Origin of the sequence: Bacillus sp. 0102A (assembly GCF_036765155.1) — a bacterium.
Taxonomy (GTDB): domain Bacteria; phylum Bacillota; class Bacilli; order Bacillales; family Bacillaceae; genus Bacillus; species Bacillus subtilis_G.
In genome coordinates this window covers 91,018-110,619 of sequence record NZ_JBAIZW010000006.1, presented here as the reverse complement: position 1 = coordinate 110,619, position 19,602 = coordinate 91,018, and the positions used below count along the sequence as shown (strand labels likewise).

Below are 19,602 nucleotides of genomic sequence, written 5' to 3'. Positions count from 1 at the left end.
CCTCTCCCTACTGTTTCCTCGCTTCGAATTTCAATAAATATAAGAAATAAGGCGCGCCGATCACGGCTGTTAATATTCCGGCAGGTATTTCAACCGGAGGCATGATGCTGCGCCCTAACGTATCTGCAATTAATAAGATAATAGCACCAATCAATGCCGATGCAGGCAGTAAATATTTAGCTTTTTCTCCGGTGAGCCGTCTGGCGATATGCGGAGCAAGCAAGCCGATAAAACCGATTGAGCCGACGACGGCTACACAGCTTCCCGCCAGTGCAACCGCGGTGAATATCAGAATGAACCGCAGCCTGTTTGCGTTTTCGCCGAGACTCTGCGCAAGCTCATCACCGAGTGACATAAGATCCAGTTTCGGTATGAGAATGCAGATGATCGGCAAAAGAATCAATAGCCATGGCGCAAGCAGCTTGACTTCTTCCCAATTTCTTCCCCAGAGGCTGCCTGTCAGCCAAATGAGTGCAGCATTCACGTCGCCCGGAAACTTGACCATCATATATTGCATCTCGGCATGGCAGACCGCGCCTAATGCGATGCCTGATAAAGCCAAGGAAGAGGGTTGAATGCCTTTTTTTCGGGCGATCATTAACAATAGTACAGCAATAATGGCTGCTCCGGCAAATGCGGAGAACGGAAGCACGTACACCGGCGATTCAGGAAACATTAGAATCACTGTCATCGCCGCGAGTCCGGACCCCTTTGAAATGCCGACAACGTCAGGGGAAGCGAGCGGATTGCGGATGACGCCCTGCAAAATCGCTCCGGCCGCGGCCAGTCCGGCACCGGCCAAAATCGCTAATAGTATCCGTGGAAGGCGGTATTGCTGGATGATGAATTCAAAGGATTGATCCAGGCCCAGCAAATTCGTCACCACCGCATCCGGGGAAATGTATAATGCACCGAAGCCGATGCTGGTGATAGACAGAACGATCAGAAGCACGGCCAATATGAGTATCGCCAGCAAGGGGCGTTTTTGCTTTCTGGTTGTTTTCTTCATTTCAGATTTCGCCCTTTCCTTGCCAAATATAAGAAGAATGGTGTTCCGATAATCGCGGTGACAATGCCGACCGGTGATTCATAAGGAAAGGCAATCCATCTGGCCAGAACATCTGCGTACACCAGCAAAATAGCACCGAACAGCGCTGAAAACGGAAGCACATATTGATAATGTTCTCCGATCAGCTTGCGGACAATATGCGGAACGAGCAGTCCGACAAAGCCGATCGGCCCGGCGACGGCTACGGAAGCGCCGGAAAGAATTAAAATGACAAAACTAATCAGAATCCGGATGCCGTTCATATTTTGCCCAAGCCCTTTTGCCGTTTCGTCACCGAGACCGAGAACAGAAATAGAACCGGAAAACATGAGGGCAAGCCCGATGCCGATGACAGAAAACGGAGCGATGGTCATGACGTCCTGCCAATTGCTGCCGTCTATCGCGCCTGTCATCCAGTACAGAACATCCTCTCCCGACTCATTTAAAATAATGATGGCCTGTGTCATGGAGGAGAGGAACAAATGCACCGCCATTCCCGACAGCGCCAGCTTGACAGGTGTCATTCCGCCGGATGAGGCAATCGTATACACAATCGCGCCTCCTGCGGCCGCACCCGCAAAAGCGAATACAACGGATGAATAGGGCGATGCCGGCAGAATGACGAGAGCGGCAACAACAAAAAGAGACGCACCCGCATTTACACCGAAAATTTGAGGCGAAGCCAAAGGGTTTCTGGTCATGGCCTGCATCAGCGCCCCTGCTACGGCCAGGCTGGCGCCGACGAAAACGCCGATTAATGTGCGGGGAAGGCGAAGAGTAGAGATGATGAGCTGTTCCTTTGAACCGTCCCATACAAAAAGGTATTTCAATGAATCTATGATGCTGATATCTGAGGCTCCTACTGAAAGATTCAGCCCAAGCCCGAATATCAAAATGATTAGTGCGATGAGGAACATCATCAGTCTTGATGATGAACGCCGTTTGGCTGAATGATACAACAGTCTCACTTCCTTACTGCGTCTGGTTGCAAAAACGAAGAAGCAAGGATCTCCCCTCGCTTCTCATTGTCCTACTTATTATACACTTTTTTAAGCACGTCTTTGGCGCTTGTTTCACTAGACTTGATGCCTCTGAATCTTGTCCAAGTGTCACGGTCCGCATCATAGACTTGTCCGTTTTTCACCGCTTTGAGATTTTTCCAGAGCGGATTCGTTTTCCATTCATCTACAATGGTCTTGCCTTCATTGGCCGAAATGAACAAAATATCCGGGTCGATTTTGCTTAGTTGCTCGAGGCTGACCTCTTGATAGGCGTTATCCGATTTGACAGCGTGTGTAAAACCGAGCATTTTAAAGATTTCTCCGTCATAAGATGATGACGTATGAAGCTGGAATGAATCTGCTCTTGCAACCCCGAGGACGATGCTGCGGTTTTCATCTTTCGGAAGTTCCCCTTTTAGATCGTTGATGACTTTTTTGTGCTCGGCAAGCTTTTCTTTTCCTTCATCTTCTTTATTTAATGCTTTAGCAATGGTTGTAAAGCTGTCGATCGTCTCGTCATATGTCGCTTCCCGGCTCTTTAATTCTATCGTCGGTGCGATTTGTTTCAGCTGTTTATAAATGTTTTTATGGCGCTCAGCGTCAGCGATGATTAAATCAGGATCCAAGGAACTGATGACCTCAAGATTCGGTTCGCTGCGTGTGCCTACAGATGTATAATCAATTGAGCTGCCGACAAGCTTTTTAATCATATCTTTTTTGTTGTCATCGGCGATGCCCGCCGGCGTAATGCCGAGATTGTATACAGCATCCAAGAATGAAAGCTCAAGGACAACCACTCGTTTAGGTGTGCCGCTTACTGTTGTTTTTCCTTCTTCGTGCTGGATCACTCTGGAATCCTTAGACTTGCTTTCGCTGCTTCCGCTGTTATTCTGGCTGGATGAACAGCCCGATACAATGAAGCAGGCGATTAATAAAACACTCATGATGGCAATCAACTTGTTAGAATAGGTGCGCATGTCATTCTTCCTTTTTTCAGATTTAGTAATGAGAATCATTATCACATGTAAACACTATAATAGCATGGCCCATCATGTCAATATTTTTTAAATAAAGAAAGATGCGGGCTTACTGCTTTTTCATGAAAGCATCATCAGACACAAATAAATGGTATACAGCATTGCCGTGTCTGCGGGATAAAAACGCATTGGCATTGGCTTTAGAGGTTTCAAGCATGTCAGCGTTGACATATGGAAGGAGAGCGCCGAGATAGCCGGACAATTTCTTTTCTATTTCTTCTGAGAGTGCGAATTCAATGTCGCCAATATTCATGATAATCGAGAAAACAAAGTCGATATCGATTTGAAATTTTTCCTCAGCAAAGACCGCCAGCTCGTGAATTCCGGGTGAACAGCCGGTCCGCTGATGGAAAATCTGTTTGACTAAATCACTCACAATCCATGCATTGTATTGCTGTTCTGGTGAAAAGTATTGCATTAGACATACCTCCTGCTTGTACGGATAAAGACAGCCATTCATGATCGTTTGCTCCGTGCAGCGGTTTCTCTTTGATTTTGATTTTTCTGAAAATATACGTCGTTCCTATCACTTTACCATGGGCGCAAAATAAATGGCTACCACCATTCTTCCTGTTTTTCTCCTCAATGTTCTGGAATCTGTTTTATCAATATGTGAACGGGTATGAAAGAAACATAGAAAACATGAAGGAGGAATGTTGAAATGAAACCAGTTGTAAAAGAGTATACAAACGACGAACAGCTCATGAAGGATGTGGAAGAATTACAGCAAATGGGTGTCGCAAAAGAAGATGTATATGTCTTAGCTCACGACGATGACAGAACGGAACGGCTGGCAGACAACACGAATGCCAACACGATCGGAGCCAAAGAAACGGGTCTCAAGCACGCGGTAGGAAACATGTTTAATAAAAAAGGAGACGAGCTCCGCAATCAAATTCATGAAATCGGCTTTTCTGAAGATGAGGCCGCTCAATTCGAAAAACGTTTAGATGAAGGGAAAGTGCTTCTTTTTGTGACAGATAATGAAAAAGTGAAATCCTGGGCTTAAAGCAGGGATATAACCCAAAAGGCAGACTTTGGCCTTTTGGGTTTTTTTGCGGTCTTTGCGGTGTATGGTTTGCAGAATGCCGCAATAAGATAGCGGAACATTTTCGGTTCTGCATGCCCCTCAATTTGCTATTATAATCTTTGTGAGAAATTGGAATATAATCTCACAAAATAGAAATTGGGGGTTCATAGAGAATGAAAAAAGTGATGTTAGCTACGGCTCTATTCTTAGGATTGACTCCAGCTGGCGCGAACGCGGCGGATTTAGGCCATCAGACGTTAGGGTCAAATGATGGCTGGGGCGCGTACTCGACCGGCACGACGGGCGGATCGAAAGCATCGTCCTCGAACGTGTATACCGTCAGCAACAGAAACCAGCTTGTCTCTGCATTAGGCAAGGAGACCAACACAACGCCAAAAATCATTTATATTAACGGAACGGTTGATATGAATGTCGATGACAACCTGAAACCGCTTGACGCAGATGATTATGCAGACTCAGAGTACGATTTCAACAAATATTTAAAAGCTTATGATCCAAGCACATGGGGCAAAAAAGAGCCCTCCGGCACACAGGAAGAAGCCAGAGAACGTTCTCAAAAAAACCAAAAAGCACGAGTGATGGTTGACATTCCTGCGAATACAACGATTGTCGGTTCAGGGACAAATGCCAAAATCGTGGGCGGGAACTTCCAAATTAAGAGTGAAAATGTCATTATCCGCAACATCGAATTCCAGGACGCTTATGATTATTTTCCGCAATGGGACCCGACTGACGGGAGTTCAGGAAACTGGAACTCTCAATACGACAACATCACAATAAACGGTGGCACGCATATCTGGATTGATCACTGCACATTTAATGACGGATCCCGTCCGGACAGTACATCACCAAAGTATTATGGAAGAGAATATCAGCATCATGACGGACAAACGGATGTATCTAATGGGGCTAACTATATCACGATGTCCTACAATTATTATCACGATCATGATAAAAGCTCTATTATCGGATCAAGCGATAGCAAAACCTCCGATGATGGGAAATTAAAAGTCACGCTTCACCATAACCACTACAAAAATATCGTTCAGCGCGCACCGAGAGTCCGCTTTGGGCAAGTGCACGTATACAACAACTATTATGAAGGAAACAAAAGCTCTTCAAGTTATCCTTTCAGCTATACGTGGGGAATCGGAAAGTCATCTAAAATCTATGCTCAAAACAATGTCATTGACGTACCGGGACTGTCAGCTGAGAAAACAATCAGCGTATTTAAGGGCGGAACGGCTTTATATGACGCAGGCACATTGCTGAATGGCACGCAGATCAGCGCATCAGCTGCAAACGGGCTGAGCTCTTCTGTCGGCTGGAAACCATCTCTGCACGGCACAATCGATGATTCCGCGAATGTGAAATCGAATGTTATATCTCAAGCGGGTGCGGGTAAACTAAATTAAGGAATGAAAAAAACACAAAGGGCTGCTCACCTTTGTGTTTTTTTAATTAACTAAATTATTTATTAATTTAGTTAAGGAGTAGAATGGGAAAGGGGATTAGAAAACAAGTATATAGGAGGAGACCTATTTATGGCTTCAGAAAAAGACGCAGGAAAACAGTCAACAGTAAAACTTGTACCATTGCTTATTACTGTCGCTGTGGGATTGATCATCTGGTTTATTCCCGCTCCGTCCGGACTTGAACCTAAAGCTTGGCATTTGTTTGCGATCTTTGTCGCGACAATTATCGGCTTTATCTCCAAGCCCTTGCCAATGGGTGCAATTGCCATTTTCGCATTGGCAGTTACTGCACTAACTGGAACACTATCAATTGAGGATACATTAAGCGGATTCGGGAATAAGACCATCTGGCTGATCGTCATCGCATTCTTTATTTCCCGGGGATTTATCAAAACCGGGCTCGGTGCGAGGATTTCGTATGTATTCGTTCAGAAATTCGGAAAAAAAACCCTTGGGCTTTCTTATTCACTGCTGTTCAGTGATTTAATACTTTCACCTGCCATTCCAAGTAATACGGCGCGTGCAGGAGGCATTATCTTTCCTATTATCAGATCATTATCCGAAACATTCGGATCAAGCCCGGCAAATGGAACAGAGAGAAAAATCGGCGCCTTCTTATTAAAAACCGGTTTTCAGGGGAATCTGATTACATCTGCTATGTTCTTAACGGCGATGGCAGCGAACCCGCTGATTGCCAAGCTGGCCCATGATGTCGCAGGGGTGGACTTAACATGGACAAGCTGGGCAATCGCCGCGATTGTGCCGGGGCTTGTAAGCTTAATCATCACACCGCTTGTGATTTACAAGCTGTATCCGCCGGAAATCAAAGAAACACCGGATGCGGCGAAAATCGCCACAGAAAAACTAAAAGAAATGGGACCGTTCAAAAAGTCAGAGCTTTCCATGGTTATTGTGTTTCTTTTGGTGCTTGTGCTGTGGATTTTTGGCGGCAGCTTCAACATCGACGCAACCACAACCGCATTAATCGGTTTGGCCGTTCTATTATTATCACAGGTTCTGACGTGGGATGATATCAAAAAAGAACAGGGCGCTTGGGATACGCTCACTTGGTTTGCGGCGCTAGTGATGCTGGCCAACTTCTTGAATGAGTTAGGCATGGTGTCTTGGTTCAGTAATGCCATGAAATCATCCGTATCAGGATTCTCTTGGATTGTGGCATTCTTAATCTTAATCGTTGTGTATTTCTATTCACACTACTTCTTTGCGAGCGCGACAGCTCACATCAGCGCGATGTATTCAGCATTTTTGGCTGTGATCGTGGCAGCGGGCGCACCGCCGCTTTTAGCAGCGCTAAGCCTCGCATTCTTTAGCAACCTGTTCGGGTCAACGACTCACTACGGCGCTGGAGCGGCCCCGGTTTTCTTCGGAGCAGGCTACGTTCCGCAAAGCAAATGGTGGTCCATCGGATTTATCCTGTCGATCGTCCATATTGTCGTATGGCTTGTAATCGGCGGATTATGGTGGAAAGTACTGGGGATATGGTAGAAAGAAAAAGGCAGACGCGGTCTGTCTTTTTTATTTTTATAAAGGAGACTGCCAACTAATTTGTAAAGGCTGACAGGTTCAGACAGGTATTGCTTCTGTCTCAGCCGGAGGTCAGTCATATTTTCGGGAACGGCCAGCCGATCCATATGCTGAGTTCGCTTGTGCCATCCACTCATTTGGTTGTCGGCTTTGCCGGGGTTTTCATCGACGACCATCAAAAATTCGCATTGAAATGGGCTGTTCTCGCAGTGGTCGTCCTGACGATAGGCACCATCTGTATTTCCGTATGATAATTCAGGCGTAATGACATACACTAACGGCATCAACATACCGGAGGTGTCTTCATGAGTGATCCTTATATGCCGCTGACTTCAGTCAGAAGCGGAACGGGTTTTGAAGCGGAAAAAGGAGTGCACGGCTTAACTGTGCAAATTGCGAATGTTTATTTTATTCAGCTGCCTTCTGAACCTCATTCATTTGTTTTAATTGATGCCGGCATGCCTCAATCAGCCGACATGATAGTCAATGAAGCTAAACAACGATTTGGCGATGATTTTCAGCTCAAGGCGATTATCCTTACACACGGGCACTTTGATCATATCGGGGCAATCGAAGAGCTTCTTGAGCATTGGGATGTTCCTGTTTATGTCCATTCTCGGGAAATGCCTTATGTAACAGGTAAAGAGGATTATCCTCAGGCTCGTCCTGACAGCAAAAGCGGGCTGGTTGCCAAGCTTTCGCCGCTGTTTCCGCGGCACTCTATCGATATTTCGTCACAAGTACAGGCACTGCCGGAAGACGGCTCTGTTCCGTTTCTTGAGGAGTGGGTGTGGATCGCGACCCCGGGACACACGCCAGGGCATATTTCGTTGTTCCGCGAGGACGGGCGTGTGCTTGTGGCAGGCGATGCTGTCATAACAGTGGAACAGGAGAAACTGGCTGACGTCTTGATTCAAAAACAGGAGCTTCATGGGCCGCCGGCTTATTTTACGCCTGATACAGAGACGGCAGCTGAATCCATTCAGAAGCTTGCCGGCCTTGAACCGGAAGCGCTGCTGACCGGGCACGGCATACCGATGACCGGCAAAAACTTTCGCAGCGACTTAACTGAATTGGCAAATCGCCTATCGTCTCTGTGACACCCGCACAGGCGGGTGTTTTTATTGTTTTTCCAAGAAGATGCAGGGAAATCATTTGTCTTCCCGCTTAAAAACGATACAATGATAAGCATGAATGCGATTTGAAGGAGAGAGTTTGTTGAAAGAAAAAGAAATACTCTGGAACGAAGCGAAAACGTTTATTGCCGCATGCTATCAGGAATTGGGAAAGGAAAAGGAAGTGAAAGACCGTCTCGATAGCATTAAAAGTGAAATTGACCGAACTGGGAGCTATGTACATACGAAGGAAGAGCTTGCACACGGAGCGAAAATGGCTTGGAGAAACAGCAACCGCTGCATCGGCAGATTGTTCTGGAATTCGCTGAATGTCATCGACAGACGTGACGTCCAGACGAAGGAGGATGTGCGGGACGCCCTCTTTCATCACATTGAAACCGCTACAAATAACGGGAAAATCAGGCCGTGCATTACGATTTTTCCTCCGGAAGAGAAGGGTGAAAAGCAAGTCGAGATCTGGAATCATCAGCTGATACGGTACGCTGGTTATGAATCAGACGGAAAAAGAATCGGCGACCCGGCTTCCCGTTCCCTGACCGCAGCCTGCGAGCAGCTTGGCTGGCGCGGAGAGCGAACCGATTTTGACTTGCTGCCGCTCATTTTTCGCATGAAAGGCGACGAACAGCCGGTCTGGTATGAACTGCCGCGTTCACTTGTCATTGAGGTTCCAATCACACATCCGGACATCGAAGCGTTTTCTGATCTGGAGCTGAAATGGTACGGCGTGCCAATTATTTCTGATATGAAGCTTGAGGTCGGGGGGATTCATTATAATGCCGCGCCGTTTAACGGCTGGTATATGGGCACGGAGATCGGGGCAAGAAACCTGGCAGATGAAAAGCGGTACGACAAGCTCAAAAAAGTGGCGTCCGTTATTGGCATTTCCTCTGATTACAATACGGATTTATGGAAGGATCAAGCGCTTGTTGAATTGAATAAAGCTGTGTTGCACTCGTATAAAAAGCAAGGTGTCAGCATCGTTGACCATCATACGGCAGCAAGCCAGTTTAAACGGTTTGAAGAACAGGAGGAAGAAGCGGGCAGAGAGCTGACGGGGGACTGGACGTGGCTGATTCCGCCGATTTCACCCGCTGCCACTCATATCTTCCACCGTTCCTATGACAACGCAATCGTTAAGCCGAATTACTTTTATCAGGATAAGCCTTACGAATAAACAATGGAAAATCGTTGATGGCCTTCAAGGCTGCGAGATTCGGTGACTGAGATATCGGTAACCTTTGAGAATGGGCTGCCTTTCTTAACAGCCTCAAGAAACGATTGTAAAGTGTTTTCCGGGCCTTCCGCCAAAATCTCGACACGGCCGTCATCACGGTTTTTGACCCAGCCGGCCAGTTTTCGCTTATCGGCTTCCATTTGAACAAAATAGCGAAAGCCCACACCTTGAACCCGGCCGTTTGCGACGATGCGGTATTGAAGCATGTAAAAACCACCTTTTCTTTTTATGATAATCAATTATTTTACAACCTGTAAAGGGGATGGTTCGTATGAAACCACCGCACTATTCAGTTCTTTCTCTTAATCTCGGGAAGCCGCAGACGCTTGAATATAACGGAAAGAAAATCGAAACCGGCATCATGAAGCAGCCCGCTGATTCCGCTGTCATGCTGTATCGGGAGAATTTTGAAGGAGATGGACAGGCGGACCTCATCAATCATGGGGGACCTGATAAGGCGGTCTGTGTCTATCCGGCAGAGCACTATCCGTTTTGGGAAGAGTTCCTCTCAAGACCGCTGCCAAGCGCTGCGTTTGGTGAAAATCTGACCGTCAAGGGCCTGACCGAGGAGAACGTTTGCATCGGGGATGTGTACAAGCTTGATGAAGCTGTTGTCCAGGTCAGCCAGCCGCGCCAACCGTGTGTAAAGCTGGCGAAAAAGTTTGGCGTAAAGGATATGGTGATGAAGGTTCAAGAAACCGGTTATACCGGATTTTATTTTCGCGTGCTGGAAGAGGGCAGGGTGTCTCCCGGCGCCAAACTTGAATTGCTGTCCAGAGGCGAGAAAGACATATCCGTTCAATTCGCAAACCGTATCAAATACCATGATGCGAAAAACCTCGCCGCCATTGAACGGATTTTAAGTGAAGACACACTGTCGGAAAGCTGGAGAGCGTCCTTTATGAAAAAAAGGGACAGGCTGCAGCCGGCTGAATAGAAAAAAAGCCGCGCATACAACGTGCGCGGCTTTACTATTCTTAAGATCAATTTTTCTTTGTTTCAAGCAGGTTGGCAAGAAAATAGGTTTTATAGCTTTGAAGCTTTCTTCCTTCATAGTGCGTGATCCCCTGCTTTTTTAATTCTGCCACATACCAGCCTTTACTGCCGTAATGCATGTCAGAAAACTCCTTTCCCTATCTCTCCGGCTGGAGAGGATTTTACCAAGCGATTGGCATTGTAACATCTATGGAAAGATGCTGAAAAGAGGTGAGGGAAAAACTGAGCCTTTTGCACTAGCTGTAAGAATCTTCTTCTGTATGTATATGCGGAGAAAAGGCTGAATATGATTTAATGGCCGGTCAGCTTGATGATGACAACGCCAAATGTCATAATGCTGAACACAATGCCGATATATGTGAGCATCCCGTTTTTTTTCTTTACGCCGTAAACGGCCATAATGATGCCTTCAATGAAAAAAATAATGCCGAAAATAATAAACCACATGCAGATAAAGGCTCCTTTCGCAGACATAATAGTAGTGTAGCATATCTGGAAGAGCCGGGCTGTGACAATATCAAGAAAGCCGGGCAGCATATGCGCCCGGCTCTTGTTTTTTATTGCTTATCAACCAATTTGACCAGCAGCTGTGCCAAATGTTTTTTCTCGTCTTCGTCCGCAACACTCCAAAGCTCTTGCAGGAGCATTTCTTCACTGTTGTGCGGTTCTTCATGCTTCGCGAGGTAGTCTCCCAGGATCGCGGCGCTTTTCACAAGCTTGCCGTCATCCAATCCCAGCTTTTTGCCTCGGTTCACTTGTTTACTCAGGTAGCCTTTAAATTCCTCAAAGTCTTTTAAAATGTCTTCTTTTGTTGCGCCATGCATGGCATCCATTTCGTTTTCAATTTGGATTTTTTCTGGATCTCTGTTCATTGCAATACCTCCTCCTGCAGAATAGTGATGTTTTACCTGCAATTGGAGGAGGTTAAACCTTCCGGCAGCCCGGAATGTGTTTTACAGTTTTGTCAGGATAATCGGTTCATCTTTTGTGATAACGATGGTGTGTTCAACTTGGGCAACCATGCTTTGATCAGGCGTCTTGAACGTCCAGCCGTCTCCTGCTTCAACAATCGTTTCCGCTTTCGTTGAAATAAACGGTTCAAGCGCGATAACTGTGCCGTTTTTGAAAAGCGCGTTATCAAACGGATCATAGTAGTTCATGATGTGGTTCGGCGCTTCATGCAGGCTTCTGCCGATTCCGTGGCCGGTCAGGGTTTTGATGACGGTAAAGCCTTTAGAGCGTGCTTCATGATAAACGGCTCTTCCGATTTGGTTTTGGCGCTTGCCTGCTTTTGCCTGCTGCAGCCCTTTTTGGAAAGCGTCTTCCGCGCATTGGCAAAGCTTATGAAGGCGTTCTTCTCCTTCGCCGAGCACAAATGAGATGCCTGTGTCGGAATAAAAACCGCCGAACTCAGCGGAGATGTCAATGTTCACAAGATCTCCCGCTTTTAAAATTTTGGAAGTGCTTGGTATGCCGTGAGCCACTTCATCATTTACGCTGATGCATGTCACACCCGGAAAATCGTATTCCTTCTCAGGAGCTGAAACGGCACCGTGCTCATCAAGAACCGCTTTTCCGATAAGGTCAAGGTCTTTTGTGCTCATGCCGGGCTCTGCTTTTCGTTTCATTTCTTCACGCGCCAGCGCTACGATTCTTCCGATTTTTTTCAGGCCTTCTAATTCTTGATCGTTTGTTACAATCATCTGTCATTCCCGCTTTCTTTTTAAATAATCTATTTTAAGCTTACCACAACTGCCTTAAAAATAGGAAACACACGGACCTGGGAAAAAAGAAACACCCCGGGAAAATTGGTATAGATCACTAGATATCCTATATGGTATATTTGAAAAAAAAGGGTATGAGGGGGATGGGTATGCTTTCATTTTTACAAAAACTGGGGAAGTCATTTATGCTTCCGATTGCGGTTCTTCCTGCGGTTGGAATTATCCTTGCGCTTGGCAGAGAGGATTTATTGAATATCCCGTTTGTCTATCAAGCGGGGACGGCGATTTTTGATCATCTGCCGCTCATTTTCGCGATCGGAATTGCCATCGGCATTTCAAAGGACAGTAATGGGGCCGCGGGTTTATCAGGGGCGATTTCATATCTGATGCTGGACGCAGCGACAAAGACAATTGATAAAACAAACAACATGGCGGTGTTTGGGGGAATCATTGCCGGTTTAATTGCCGGTTACACCTATAACCGCTTCAAGGATACAAAGCTGCCTGAATATCTGGGATTCTTCAGCGGCAGGCGGCTTGTGCCGATTGTAACAGCCATTATTACGATTATTTTAGCCGGTATCTTCGGAATCGTCTGGCCGCCGATTCAATCAGGGATTAATACGTTTGGAGAATGGATGCTGGGGCTCGGGGGCATCGGGGCTGGCATATTCGGCCTGTTCAACCGGCTGTTAATACCGCTTGGCCTTCACCACGTGTTGAACAATATTTTCTGGTTCCAATTCGGAGAATATAACGGAGTGACAGGCGACCTGGCGCGCTTTTTCGCGAAAGATCCGACTGCGGGCACATATATGACCGGTTTCTTCCCAATCATGATGTTCGGTCTTCCGGCGGCGTGTCTGGCTATGATTGTGACTGCCAAGCCGTCAAAACGGAAAGCCACGGCGGGAATGATGATCGGATTTGCCTTGACTGCGTTTATCACAGGGATTACGGAGCCGATTGAGTTTGCGTTTATGTTTTTGTCTCCGCTATTATACGCTGTTCACGCGGTCTTAACTGGGCTGTCTTTATTTATCGTCAACTTGCTCGGCATCCGCTCAGGCTTCTCTTTTTCAGCAGGAGCCATCGATTATGTGCTCAGCTACGGAATTGCAGAAAAGCCGCTGCTTCTGCTTCTGGTAGGCATATGCTATGCGGCTGTATACTTTATTGTGTTTTATGTGCTGATTAAGGCATTGAATTTAAAAACGCCGGGACGGGAAGATGACGATGTGGATGAAGTGCTGGATGAAAATACCGTTCAGGATGTGAATGAAAACATCATGCTCAAAGGGCTCGGCGGAAAAGAAAATCTTCAAACCATTGATCATTGCGCTACAAGGCTGCGGCTGACTGTGAAGAATACCGCTTTAGTAGATGAAGCGCTGCTAAAGAAAGCAGGCGCAAAAGGGGTCGTCAAATCAGGCGGGCAATCGGTTCAAGTCATCATTGGCCCGAATGTGGAATTTGCGGCGGAGGAATTGAGAGCTGCGGTAAAATAAAAAAGCGGAGAGGGCATCCTCTCCGCTTTTTCTTATTGATCTGCATCTTCCGTTGACGTTTCGGAAGAATCTTCGTCACGTTTTGTGTAATCATAATCAGAAGGGTTCACCTTCGTAAAACCTTTCGGCTCGTAGAAACGCAGCAGGTCTCCGTTTATGATTTTATCGGACATTTCAAGTTCTTTCTTGACGAGGGAGTCTTCTGACTTGTCGACTTCAGATTCCTCAAGCTCTTTTCCGGTTTTTGTATCGTAATACTTTCCGGATACTTTCGTGTACTTCGGTGAAACAAAGTCTCCGTTACGGAACGGGATCACTTCACGGTGTTCTTTAGATAAAATATCAGAACCGGACATCAGATAGTCTTTCGTATCCACTCCGAGCAAATGCAGAATGGTAGGGGCCACATCGACGTCTCCGGCATATTTATGAACTCTCTCGCCCTTCACGCCGGCAGCGTGGATAAAGAGCGGAACCCGTTGAAGCTGGGCGTTGTCATAATCGGTAATTTCATCTTTGTCAAGCACTTTGGCCATCGCTTTATTGTGGTTTTCAGAGATGCCGTAATGGTCTCCGTACATCACGATAATCGATTGGTCATATAGCCCGTCTTTTTTCAGGTCATTGAAAAATTGTTCAATAGACTGATCAAGGTAATGGGCTGACTGGAAGTAGTTGTTGACGACAGAGTCACCAAAGTCTCCAGCCGGGAAGTCTGTATCCCCCTCATCCATTCCGAATGGGAAGTGGTTAGACAGAGTAATAAACTTCGTATAGAACGGCTGCGGCAGGCTTTCTAACAGCGGCATTGATTCTTTAAAGAACGGTTTGTCTTTCATGCCGTAGTTTTTCGTGTTTTCTTCGTTCATGTCATAGTAGGCAGAATCGAAGAACTTATCAATGCCTTCCGCTTTGTACATTTCGTTACGGTTCCAGAACGTCTGCGTGTTTCCGTGAAACGAAGCAGATGTGTAATCCTTAGACTTCAGAATCGCCGGAACGGATTGAAGCGTGTTTTGCGCTTTGTTTACGAAAACGGAACCTTGAGCCAGCGGGTATAGAGAGTTTTCCATCATAAATTCCGCATCGGATGTTTTACCCTGTCCCGTTTGGTGGAAAAAGTTATCAAAGTAGAACGTTTCGTTATCATGTGCCAGTTTATTTAAGAACGGTGTGACTTCTTTGCCGTCAATTTTATAGTCAATGATAAAGGACTGCAGAGATTCAAGTGAAACATAAATGACGTTTTTTCCTTCCGCTTTGCCGAAATACACGTTATTCGGCACGTCGTAATTGGCTTTCATGTAGTTTTCCACTTCCGTCACGTCGCTGGAATCGGCAAGCGCGCGCTGACTGTTGGACTTGATATTCTGGACAGCATCATAAATCGTGAAATTGTATGTGCCTAAGTATTTCACCAGATAGTTTCGGTCGAATGATCTTGTCAGCAATTCAGGGCGGTCTGATTCCGCAACTGCCAGGTTGATAAGGAAAACAAGAATCGAAGACGCAAGAACGATTCGGAACGATTTTTTGCTCGACGTTTCTACAGGCTTGTTCACTTTGATCGCCAAGATGATCAGAATGATCGTATCGATAAAGTAAAAGACGTCAGCCGGGCTCATCAGCGAAAATGCGCTGTCGCCGAGTTGGCCGCCGTTTGTTTTAGCCTGCATAATGACCGGAATTGTAATAAAATCATTGAAAAATCTGTAGTACACAATGTTTGCGTACAGTAAAAAAGACATTAAAAAATGAATCACTATGATGGCTGTCTGCTGTAATTTTTTCTTGAACAAAAGTCCAAAGCCAAGAAAGAACAAGCTTGAGCTGAGAGGATTCACAAAAAGCAATATTTTTTGTATCGTGTTGTCTATTCCTAAGTTAAAATTCAGGACATAACCGACATACGTTTTGATCCATAATAGGACGACCGCGATTAAGAAGAAGGCCAGTCCTCTTTCTTTTATAAATGTTTTCATTGTTACACTCCTTTTTTCCGATCACAGTTCGAGCGAAACGATAGAAAAAACGAACGTATCAAATATAACACGAATCAGCAGATTAGAAAAGTGAAAATCGTCTGGTGGAAAAAGTGGCGAAAAACGCCGTCGAATCAATGTTTTTCTTTACATAGTGCCCTAATATAAAAAAGGTTTCTTTGTGGAAACGAAGGAATAAAATGGAACCGTGGCTGCTGTATGATAAAATAGAGAAAATGCTGAAAAGAGGTGAAAGGATGGATTTTTCCCATATTGTGTCTGAAGATAAAATAAAGCGCGCCATCAAAGACGGAGAATTTGAAAACCTGCCGGGAATGGGAAAACCGCTGCCGAAGGATGACGCGGCACACTTGCCGGAATCGCTCCGCATGAGCTACCGTATGTTAAAAAATGCGGGGATGGCAGAGGACGAGGGCGCGCTCAAAAAAGAACTCATGACCATCGACCATTTAATCGCAAAGTGCCTTGACGAAAAAGAACGGGAACAATTAATCAGAAAAAAAACTGAAAAGCAGATGATGCTTGATAAGCTTGTCGGCAAAAAAGGCATGTTTTCAAAGCCAGTATCCGCTTTTTATAAGAATAAAGTATATGACCGGCTTGGACGAAACAGACCTTCTTCCAGCTGATTTGTCTTGTCTGAAGGATGGTGATTGATAAAAGCCATCCTCTTTATGTTCCAATGGTCTCTGTCTAAAATGTTTATGTTTATCCGTCGTGGGGGAAATGACTCATAAACGAAAAAAGGGTGATGGGATGGAACGACTATTAGAATGGATAGAACGTATATCTGATTGGCTGTGGGGGCCGCCGCTAATCATCTTGTTGACGGGTACGGGATTGTATTTCACCATTTTGCTGAAATGTTTTCAATTTCGCTATCCTTTATACATTCTCAAGCAAACGATCGGCAGTGTAGGAAAGAAGCCGAAGGGAGAGGGCACAGTCACACCGCTTCAGGCATTGACGTCAGCCCTCAGCTCAACTATCGGTGCGGCGAATATTGTCGGTGTGCCTGCCGCTATTATGTTTGGCGGTCCCGGAGCGGTTTTTTGGATGTGGTTTATTGCCTTATTTGCCATGGCGATTAAGTTTTCTGAAAGTGTGCTTGCTGTTCATTACAGAGAAAAAAATGAGCAGGGGGAATTTGTCGGGGGACCGATGTATTACATAACAAAAGGGCTGCGCATGAAATGGCTCGGCGTATTTTTCTCTGTAGCGCTGATCGTGGAGCTGATCCCGAGCATTATGGTTCAGGGGAATTCGGTTTCAGTCTCTCTTGCCCAAACGTTTTCTTTCAATAAAATATACGCGGGAATCGGCATTGCGTTTTTGATTGGGTTAGTGGTGATAGGAGGGGTAAAGCGGATTGGAAAAGTAACAGAGTTCGTCGTGCCTCTTATGGCAGGGGCATATGCTGGGGCCGGTCTCCTGATTTTTCTCACGAATCTTTCAGCGGTGCCGGCGTTTTTCTCTCTTATCTTTTCGAATGCGTTTACCTCAACTTCAGCAGTTGGAGGGTTCGCAGGTGCTGCGCTGGCTGAAACCGTTCGCTGGGGCTTTGCCCGCGGGCTGTATTCTAATGAAGCCGGAATGGGAACAGCGCCGATTGCACATGCGGCGGCCATGACTGATCACCCTGTGAGGCAAGGGTTCTGGTCTGTGATCGGCATTGTCATTGACACCTTGATCATCTGCACCACCACGGCTTTTATCGTCATTACATCCGGTGTTTGGACAGGAGGAAATGCCTCAAATGACCCGGCAGCACTGACAACGGCTGCGTTTCAGCACTATTTCGGTTCCGGCGGAGGGTACTTCGTCTCGATTGCCCTTGTCTTCTTTGTGATATCGACTATTATGGTTGTTATTTTTTACGGCGTTAAGCAAGCTGAATTTCTGTTCGGACGGCTGGCAGGACATGTGATCAAAATCGTTTATTTAGCGGCTATTATCATAGGGGCCGCAGGCGGAGCAAAAGCCATCTGGGGATTTCTGGACTTAGCATTAGTTTTTATTGTCGTTCCGAATGTGATTGCGTTGCTGTTATTGAGCAGAAAGGTAAAAGCACTATATACCGAGTTTTTCACATCTGAACAGTACTACCTGAAAGACAGAGGAAAAACGAAACAGAATGCTGTTTATCAGACAAAAGGAACCAAAAACTCTTAGTGTTTTGCCCTCGCACTGGCCAGCGATTTCGTTTTGACAAATAGATAAATGAGCAAAGGCAGCAAAATGGAAATGAACACCTTGATGACCGGTTTGACTATGTTAAAGTCGATCAGATGATTTGTGTTTTGGAAAAACCAAAAGCTGCACACTAAAGAAAACATGCCGGTCGGTGTGTACATAGCTTTTACCTCAATTGTTGAATGTAAGAAGGAAGGCCCATATACCACCTGCGATTTTCACCATAATGGCGGGATCTGCAAGGCTGCGATGATGAGATCTGAACGGTCTAAAAAATCAGTAATTCGGATCTGCCTGATCACCATATAGGCCGGATCAAAAAAAGTAGATGTCAGGTTGGCACCGAAGATGGAAATTGAAGAAAATAACATCACCGCTAGCAATAAAGCTCCTAGCAGCATGGCGATAATGGTGTGATTTAGCGGGATGCTCCGGCTTGAGAAGAGAAGCGGAAGGATGATCAATACCTCCATCGTCCCAAAGGCATCAAAACCTGATTGGAGGTATTGGATCGGTCCTTCAAAGACCGGTGTTGCATTTTGCAGCTCAATTTGTGCGGCAAGCGTAAACGGAAGGAACAAGGCCAAGGTGCCGAATGGAACTAAAAAAATCTGCGCCATTCTGGTCAACGTTTCTTTTCCTTCTCTGGCAATACAGATCGCTGCAAAAATAATGACGCCGCTAAGAACGGCCATGGTGTTCGGGAGAAATAAAATATGAATCAGATTGATGAAAAAACGCATATCATGAGCGTTGATTAACAGGAAATAGAAAGAAAACAGAAAAATGATAAATCGGCCTTCTAGAAGCTGGGCGGCAACGGTATCGGGTCTTTCTGTGTATTGCAGCTGTGGAAAGGCGAGTACGTGTCGTCTTCTATAAACTCTTCAATATATCCGCTTTCTAACACGGCATCAATCTTGATGTTTTTGATTCTTTTTTTCACTTTGTCAATGACCTTTGGATCAGCAATCCCGTCAATATAGGCCAAGGCAACGATTTTAAAAGAGATCATTTTTAGCTGAAGCGTTTTGACGCGAATGCGCACAAGAGCGGTACTGACCCTGAGGCTTTCAGTGAAGCTCTCTCTTAATCCTCTGATGATCGATTCTGTGATCGGTTCCTCAATGCTTCTTCTTTGACCGCCTTTTATTTTTAAGATCAGGCATTTTGAATGTCTGTCTGCAAACAGAACCGCGTTTCCCTCAATGATGGATTCAGCCACTTTGCTTACACTCGTTTCTGCCGCTACGATTGATATCGATAGAGTGTTTTGCAGCGACTCCTCATGTTCATCTATTTGATCTGTCAGATGCCTCAAGAAAGGACAGAGGGTGTTGTCCTGTATTTGTTCAGATTTTACAATTCCTTCAATATAAACAATAAACCCGACAGCCCGTTTTCGAAGTCAAATTGCCTAATTACGATGTCTGAGCAGCCTGTTCATAAGGTCAGATGATCGAGGTTTACTTCAAATTCGGAGAGACCGGTCTGTCCTGATTGTCTTCAAGCTCTTTGATGAGCTGAAGCGCTTTTTCGCGTTTATTCATAGAGGCTCACCCTGCTTTTTCAATGTCTAATTCAACAAGTGCTTGTGACTTTTAGGGTAACCTTGTCTGTTTCAGATATTCTCAGTCTGGGATGAAAGCGC

19 protein-coding genes and 2 pseudogenes are annotated in these 19,602 nt (G+C 45.7%); 10 read left to right on the top strand and 11 right to left on the bottom strand.

From position 1 onward, the window contains the following. Positions 1-7: 7 nt before the first annotated feature. The 4 genes from yfmE to V6D41_RS14775 form a co-directional block, all read right to left on the bottom strand. Positions 8-1,009 carry a Fe(3+)-citrate ABC transporter permease YfmE gene (gene yfmE, locus V6D41_RS14790; protein WP_333518711.1) on the bottom strand — a complete coding sequence of 334 codons (1,002 nt, stop codon included), beginning with the start codon at positions 1,007-1,009 and terminating at the stop codon, positions 8-10. Next, complete coding sequence (gene fecD, locus V6D41_RS14785; RefSeq protein WP_087992527.1) at positions 1,006-2,007, bottom strand: Fe(3+) dicitrate ABC transporter permease FecD; 1,002 nt, start codon at positions 2,005-2,007, stop codon at positions 1,006-1,008. The genes yfmE and fecD overlap by 4 nt, the downstream gene beginning before the upstream one ends. A gap of 71 nt (positions 2,008-2,078) precedes the next feature. Then, complete coding sequence (yfmC, locus tag V6D41_RS14780; protein ID WP_333518710.1) at positions 2,079-3,026, bottom strand: Fe(3+)-citrate ABC transporter substrate-binding protein YfmC; 948 nt, start codon at positions 3,024-3,026, stop codon at positions 2,079-2,081. Between the two features lie 109 nt (positions 3,027-3,135). Continuing rightward, positions 3,136-3,504 carry a DUF3212 family protein gene (locus V6D41_RS14775; protein ID WP_333518709.1) on the bottom strand — a complete coding sequence of 123 codons (369 nt, stop codon included), beginning with the start codon at positions 3,502-3,504 and terminating at the stop codon, positions 3,136-3,138. A 243-nt stretch (positions 3,505-3,747) separates the two neighbouring features. Between V6D41_RS14775 and V6D41_RS14770 the strand changes: the two genes are divergently transcribed. From V6D41_RS14770 to nosA, 6 genes and pseudogenes are all read left to right on the top strand, one after another. Beyond that, a complete protein-coding gene (locus V6D41_RS14770; RefSeq protein WP_010330324.1) occupies positions 3,748-4,095 on the top strand; it encodes a general stress protein in 348 nt (115 codons plus the stop codon). A gap of 194 nt (positions 4,096-4,289) precedes the next feature. Further along, a complete protein-coding gene (locus V6D41_RS14765) occupies positions 4,290-5,552 on the top strand; it encodes a pectate lyase family protein (protein ID WP_333518708.1) in 1,263 nt (420 codons plus the stop codon). Between the two features lie 129 nt (positions 5,553-5,681). Beyond that, a complete protein-coding gene (locus tag V6D41_RS14760) occupies positions 5,682-7,118 on the top strand; it encodes an anion permease (RefSeq protein WP_333518707.1) in 1,437 nt (478 codons plus the stop codon). A gap of 131 nt (positions 7,119-7,249) precedes the next feature. Beyond that, positions 7,250-7,408 (top strand): annotated as a pseudogene (locus tag V6D41_RS14755) (citrate transporter); the annotation flags it as partial. Between the two features lie 54 nt (positions 7,409-7,462). Further along, complete coding sequence (locus tag V6D41_RS14750) at positions 7,463-8,257, top strand: MBL fold metallo-hydrolase (RefSeq protein ID WP_333518706.1); 795 nt, start codon at positions 7,463-7,465, stop codon at positions 8,255-8,257. A 118-nt stretch (positions 8,258-8,375) separates the two neighbouring features. Beyond that, a complete protein-coding gene (gene nosA / locus V6D41_RS14745; RefSeq protein WP_333518705.1) occupies positions 8,376-9,467 on the top strand; it encodes a nitric oxide synthase in 1,092 nt (363 codons plus the stop codon). Here the strand turns inward: nosA and V6D41_RS14740 are convergent. Next, a complete protein-coding gene (locus tag V6D41_RS14740) occupies positions 9,458-9,733 on the bottom strand; it encodes an acylphosphatase (RefSeq protein ID WP_148963597.1) in 276 nt (91 codons plus the stop codon). The genes nosA and V6D41_RS14740 overlap by 10 nt on opposite strands. 65 nt (positions 9,734-9,798) lie before the next feature. Between V6D41_RS14740 and V6D41_RS14735 the strand changes: the two genes are divergently transcribed. Next, entirely contained in the window at positions 9,799-10,464 is a 666-nt protein-coding gene (locus tag V6D41_RS14735; protein WP_333518704.1) for an MOSC domain-containing protein, read from the top strand. 46 nt (positions 10,465-10,510) lie between these two features. Here the strand turns inward: V6D41_RS14735 and V6D41_RS14730 are convergent, their stop codons facing one another. The 4 genes from V6D41_RS14730 to map form a co-directional block, all read right to left on the bottom strand. Further along, complete coding sequence (locus V6D41_RS14730; RefSeq protein ID WP_087992540.1) at positions 10,511-10,642, bottom strand: YflJ family protein; 132 nt, start codon at positions 10,640-10,642, stop codon at positions 10,511-10,513. Positions 10,643-10,814: 172 nt separating this feature from the next. Further along, positions 10,815-10,970: a hypothetical protein gene (locus V6D41_RS14725; RefSeq protein WP_333518703.1), complete on the bottom strand. Its 156-nt coding sequence runs from the start codon at positions 10,968-10,970 to the stop codon at positions 10,815-10,817. A 110-nt stretch (positions 10,971-11,080) separates the two neighbouring features. Then, a complete protein-coding gene (locus V6D41_RS14720; RefSeq protein WP_333518702.1) occupies positions 11,081-11,395 on the bottom strand; it encodes a DUF3243 domain-containing protein in 315 nt (104 codons plus the stop codon). Between the two features lie 81 nt (positions 11,396-11,476). Beyond that, positions 11,477-12,226, bottom strand: a complete 750-nt coding sequence (gene map, locus V6D41_RS14715) for a type I methionyl aminopeptidase (protein WP_087992542.1) — start codon at positions 12,224-12,226, stop codon at positions 11,477-11,479. A gap of 170 nt (positions 12,227-12,396) precedes the next feature. On the opposite strand from map, the gene nagE reads away from it, so the two are divergent. After that, positions 12,397-13,755: an N-acetylglucosamine-specific PTS transporter subunit IIBC gene (gene nagE, locus V6D41_RS14710; RefSeq protein ID WP_333518701.1), complete on the top strand. Its 1,359-nt coding sequence runs from the start codon at positions 12,397-12,399 to the stop codon at positions 13,753-13,755. A 32-nt stretch (positions 13,756-13,787) separates the two neighbouring features. Here the strand turns inward: nagE and ltaS are convergent, their stop codons facing one another. Then, complete coding sequence (gene ltaS / locus V6D41_RS14705) at positions 13,788-15,737, bottom strand: lipoteichoic acid synthase (RefSeq protein WP_148963603.1); 1,950 nt, start codon at positions 15,735-15,737, stop codon at positions 13,788-13,790. 257 nt (positions 15,738-15,994) lie between these two features. Between ltaS and V6D41_RS14700 the strand changes: the two genes are divergently transcribed. Together V6D41_RS14700 and V6D41_RS14695 are read left to right on the top strand one after the other, a co-directional pair. Next, positions 15,995-16,387: a J-domain-containing protein gene (locus tag V6D41_RS14700; protein ID WP_148963604.1), complete on the top strand. Its 393-nt coding sequence runs from the start codon at positions 15,995-15,997 to the stop codon at positions 16,385-16,387. A 127-nt stretch (positions 16,388-16,514) separates the two neighbouring features. Then, on the top strand, positions 16,515-17,930 hold the full coding sequence (locus V6D41_RS14695) for an alanine/glycine:cation symporter family protein (RefSeq protein ID WP_333518700.1): 1,416 nt from the start codon (positions 16,515-16,517) through the stop codon (positions 17,928-17,930). Between the two features lie 239 nt (positions 17,931-18,169). Here V6D41_RS14695 and V6D41_RS14690 read toward each other — a convergent pair. Next, a pseudogene (locus tag V6D41_RS14690) lies at positions 18,170-19,501 on the bottom strand (endospore germination permease). Between the last annotated feature and the right edge of the window lie 101 nt (positions 19,502-19,602).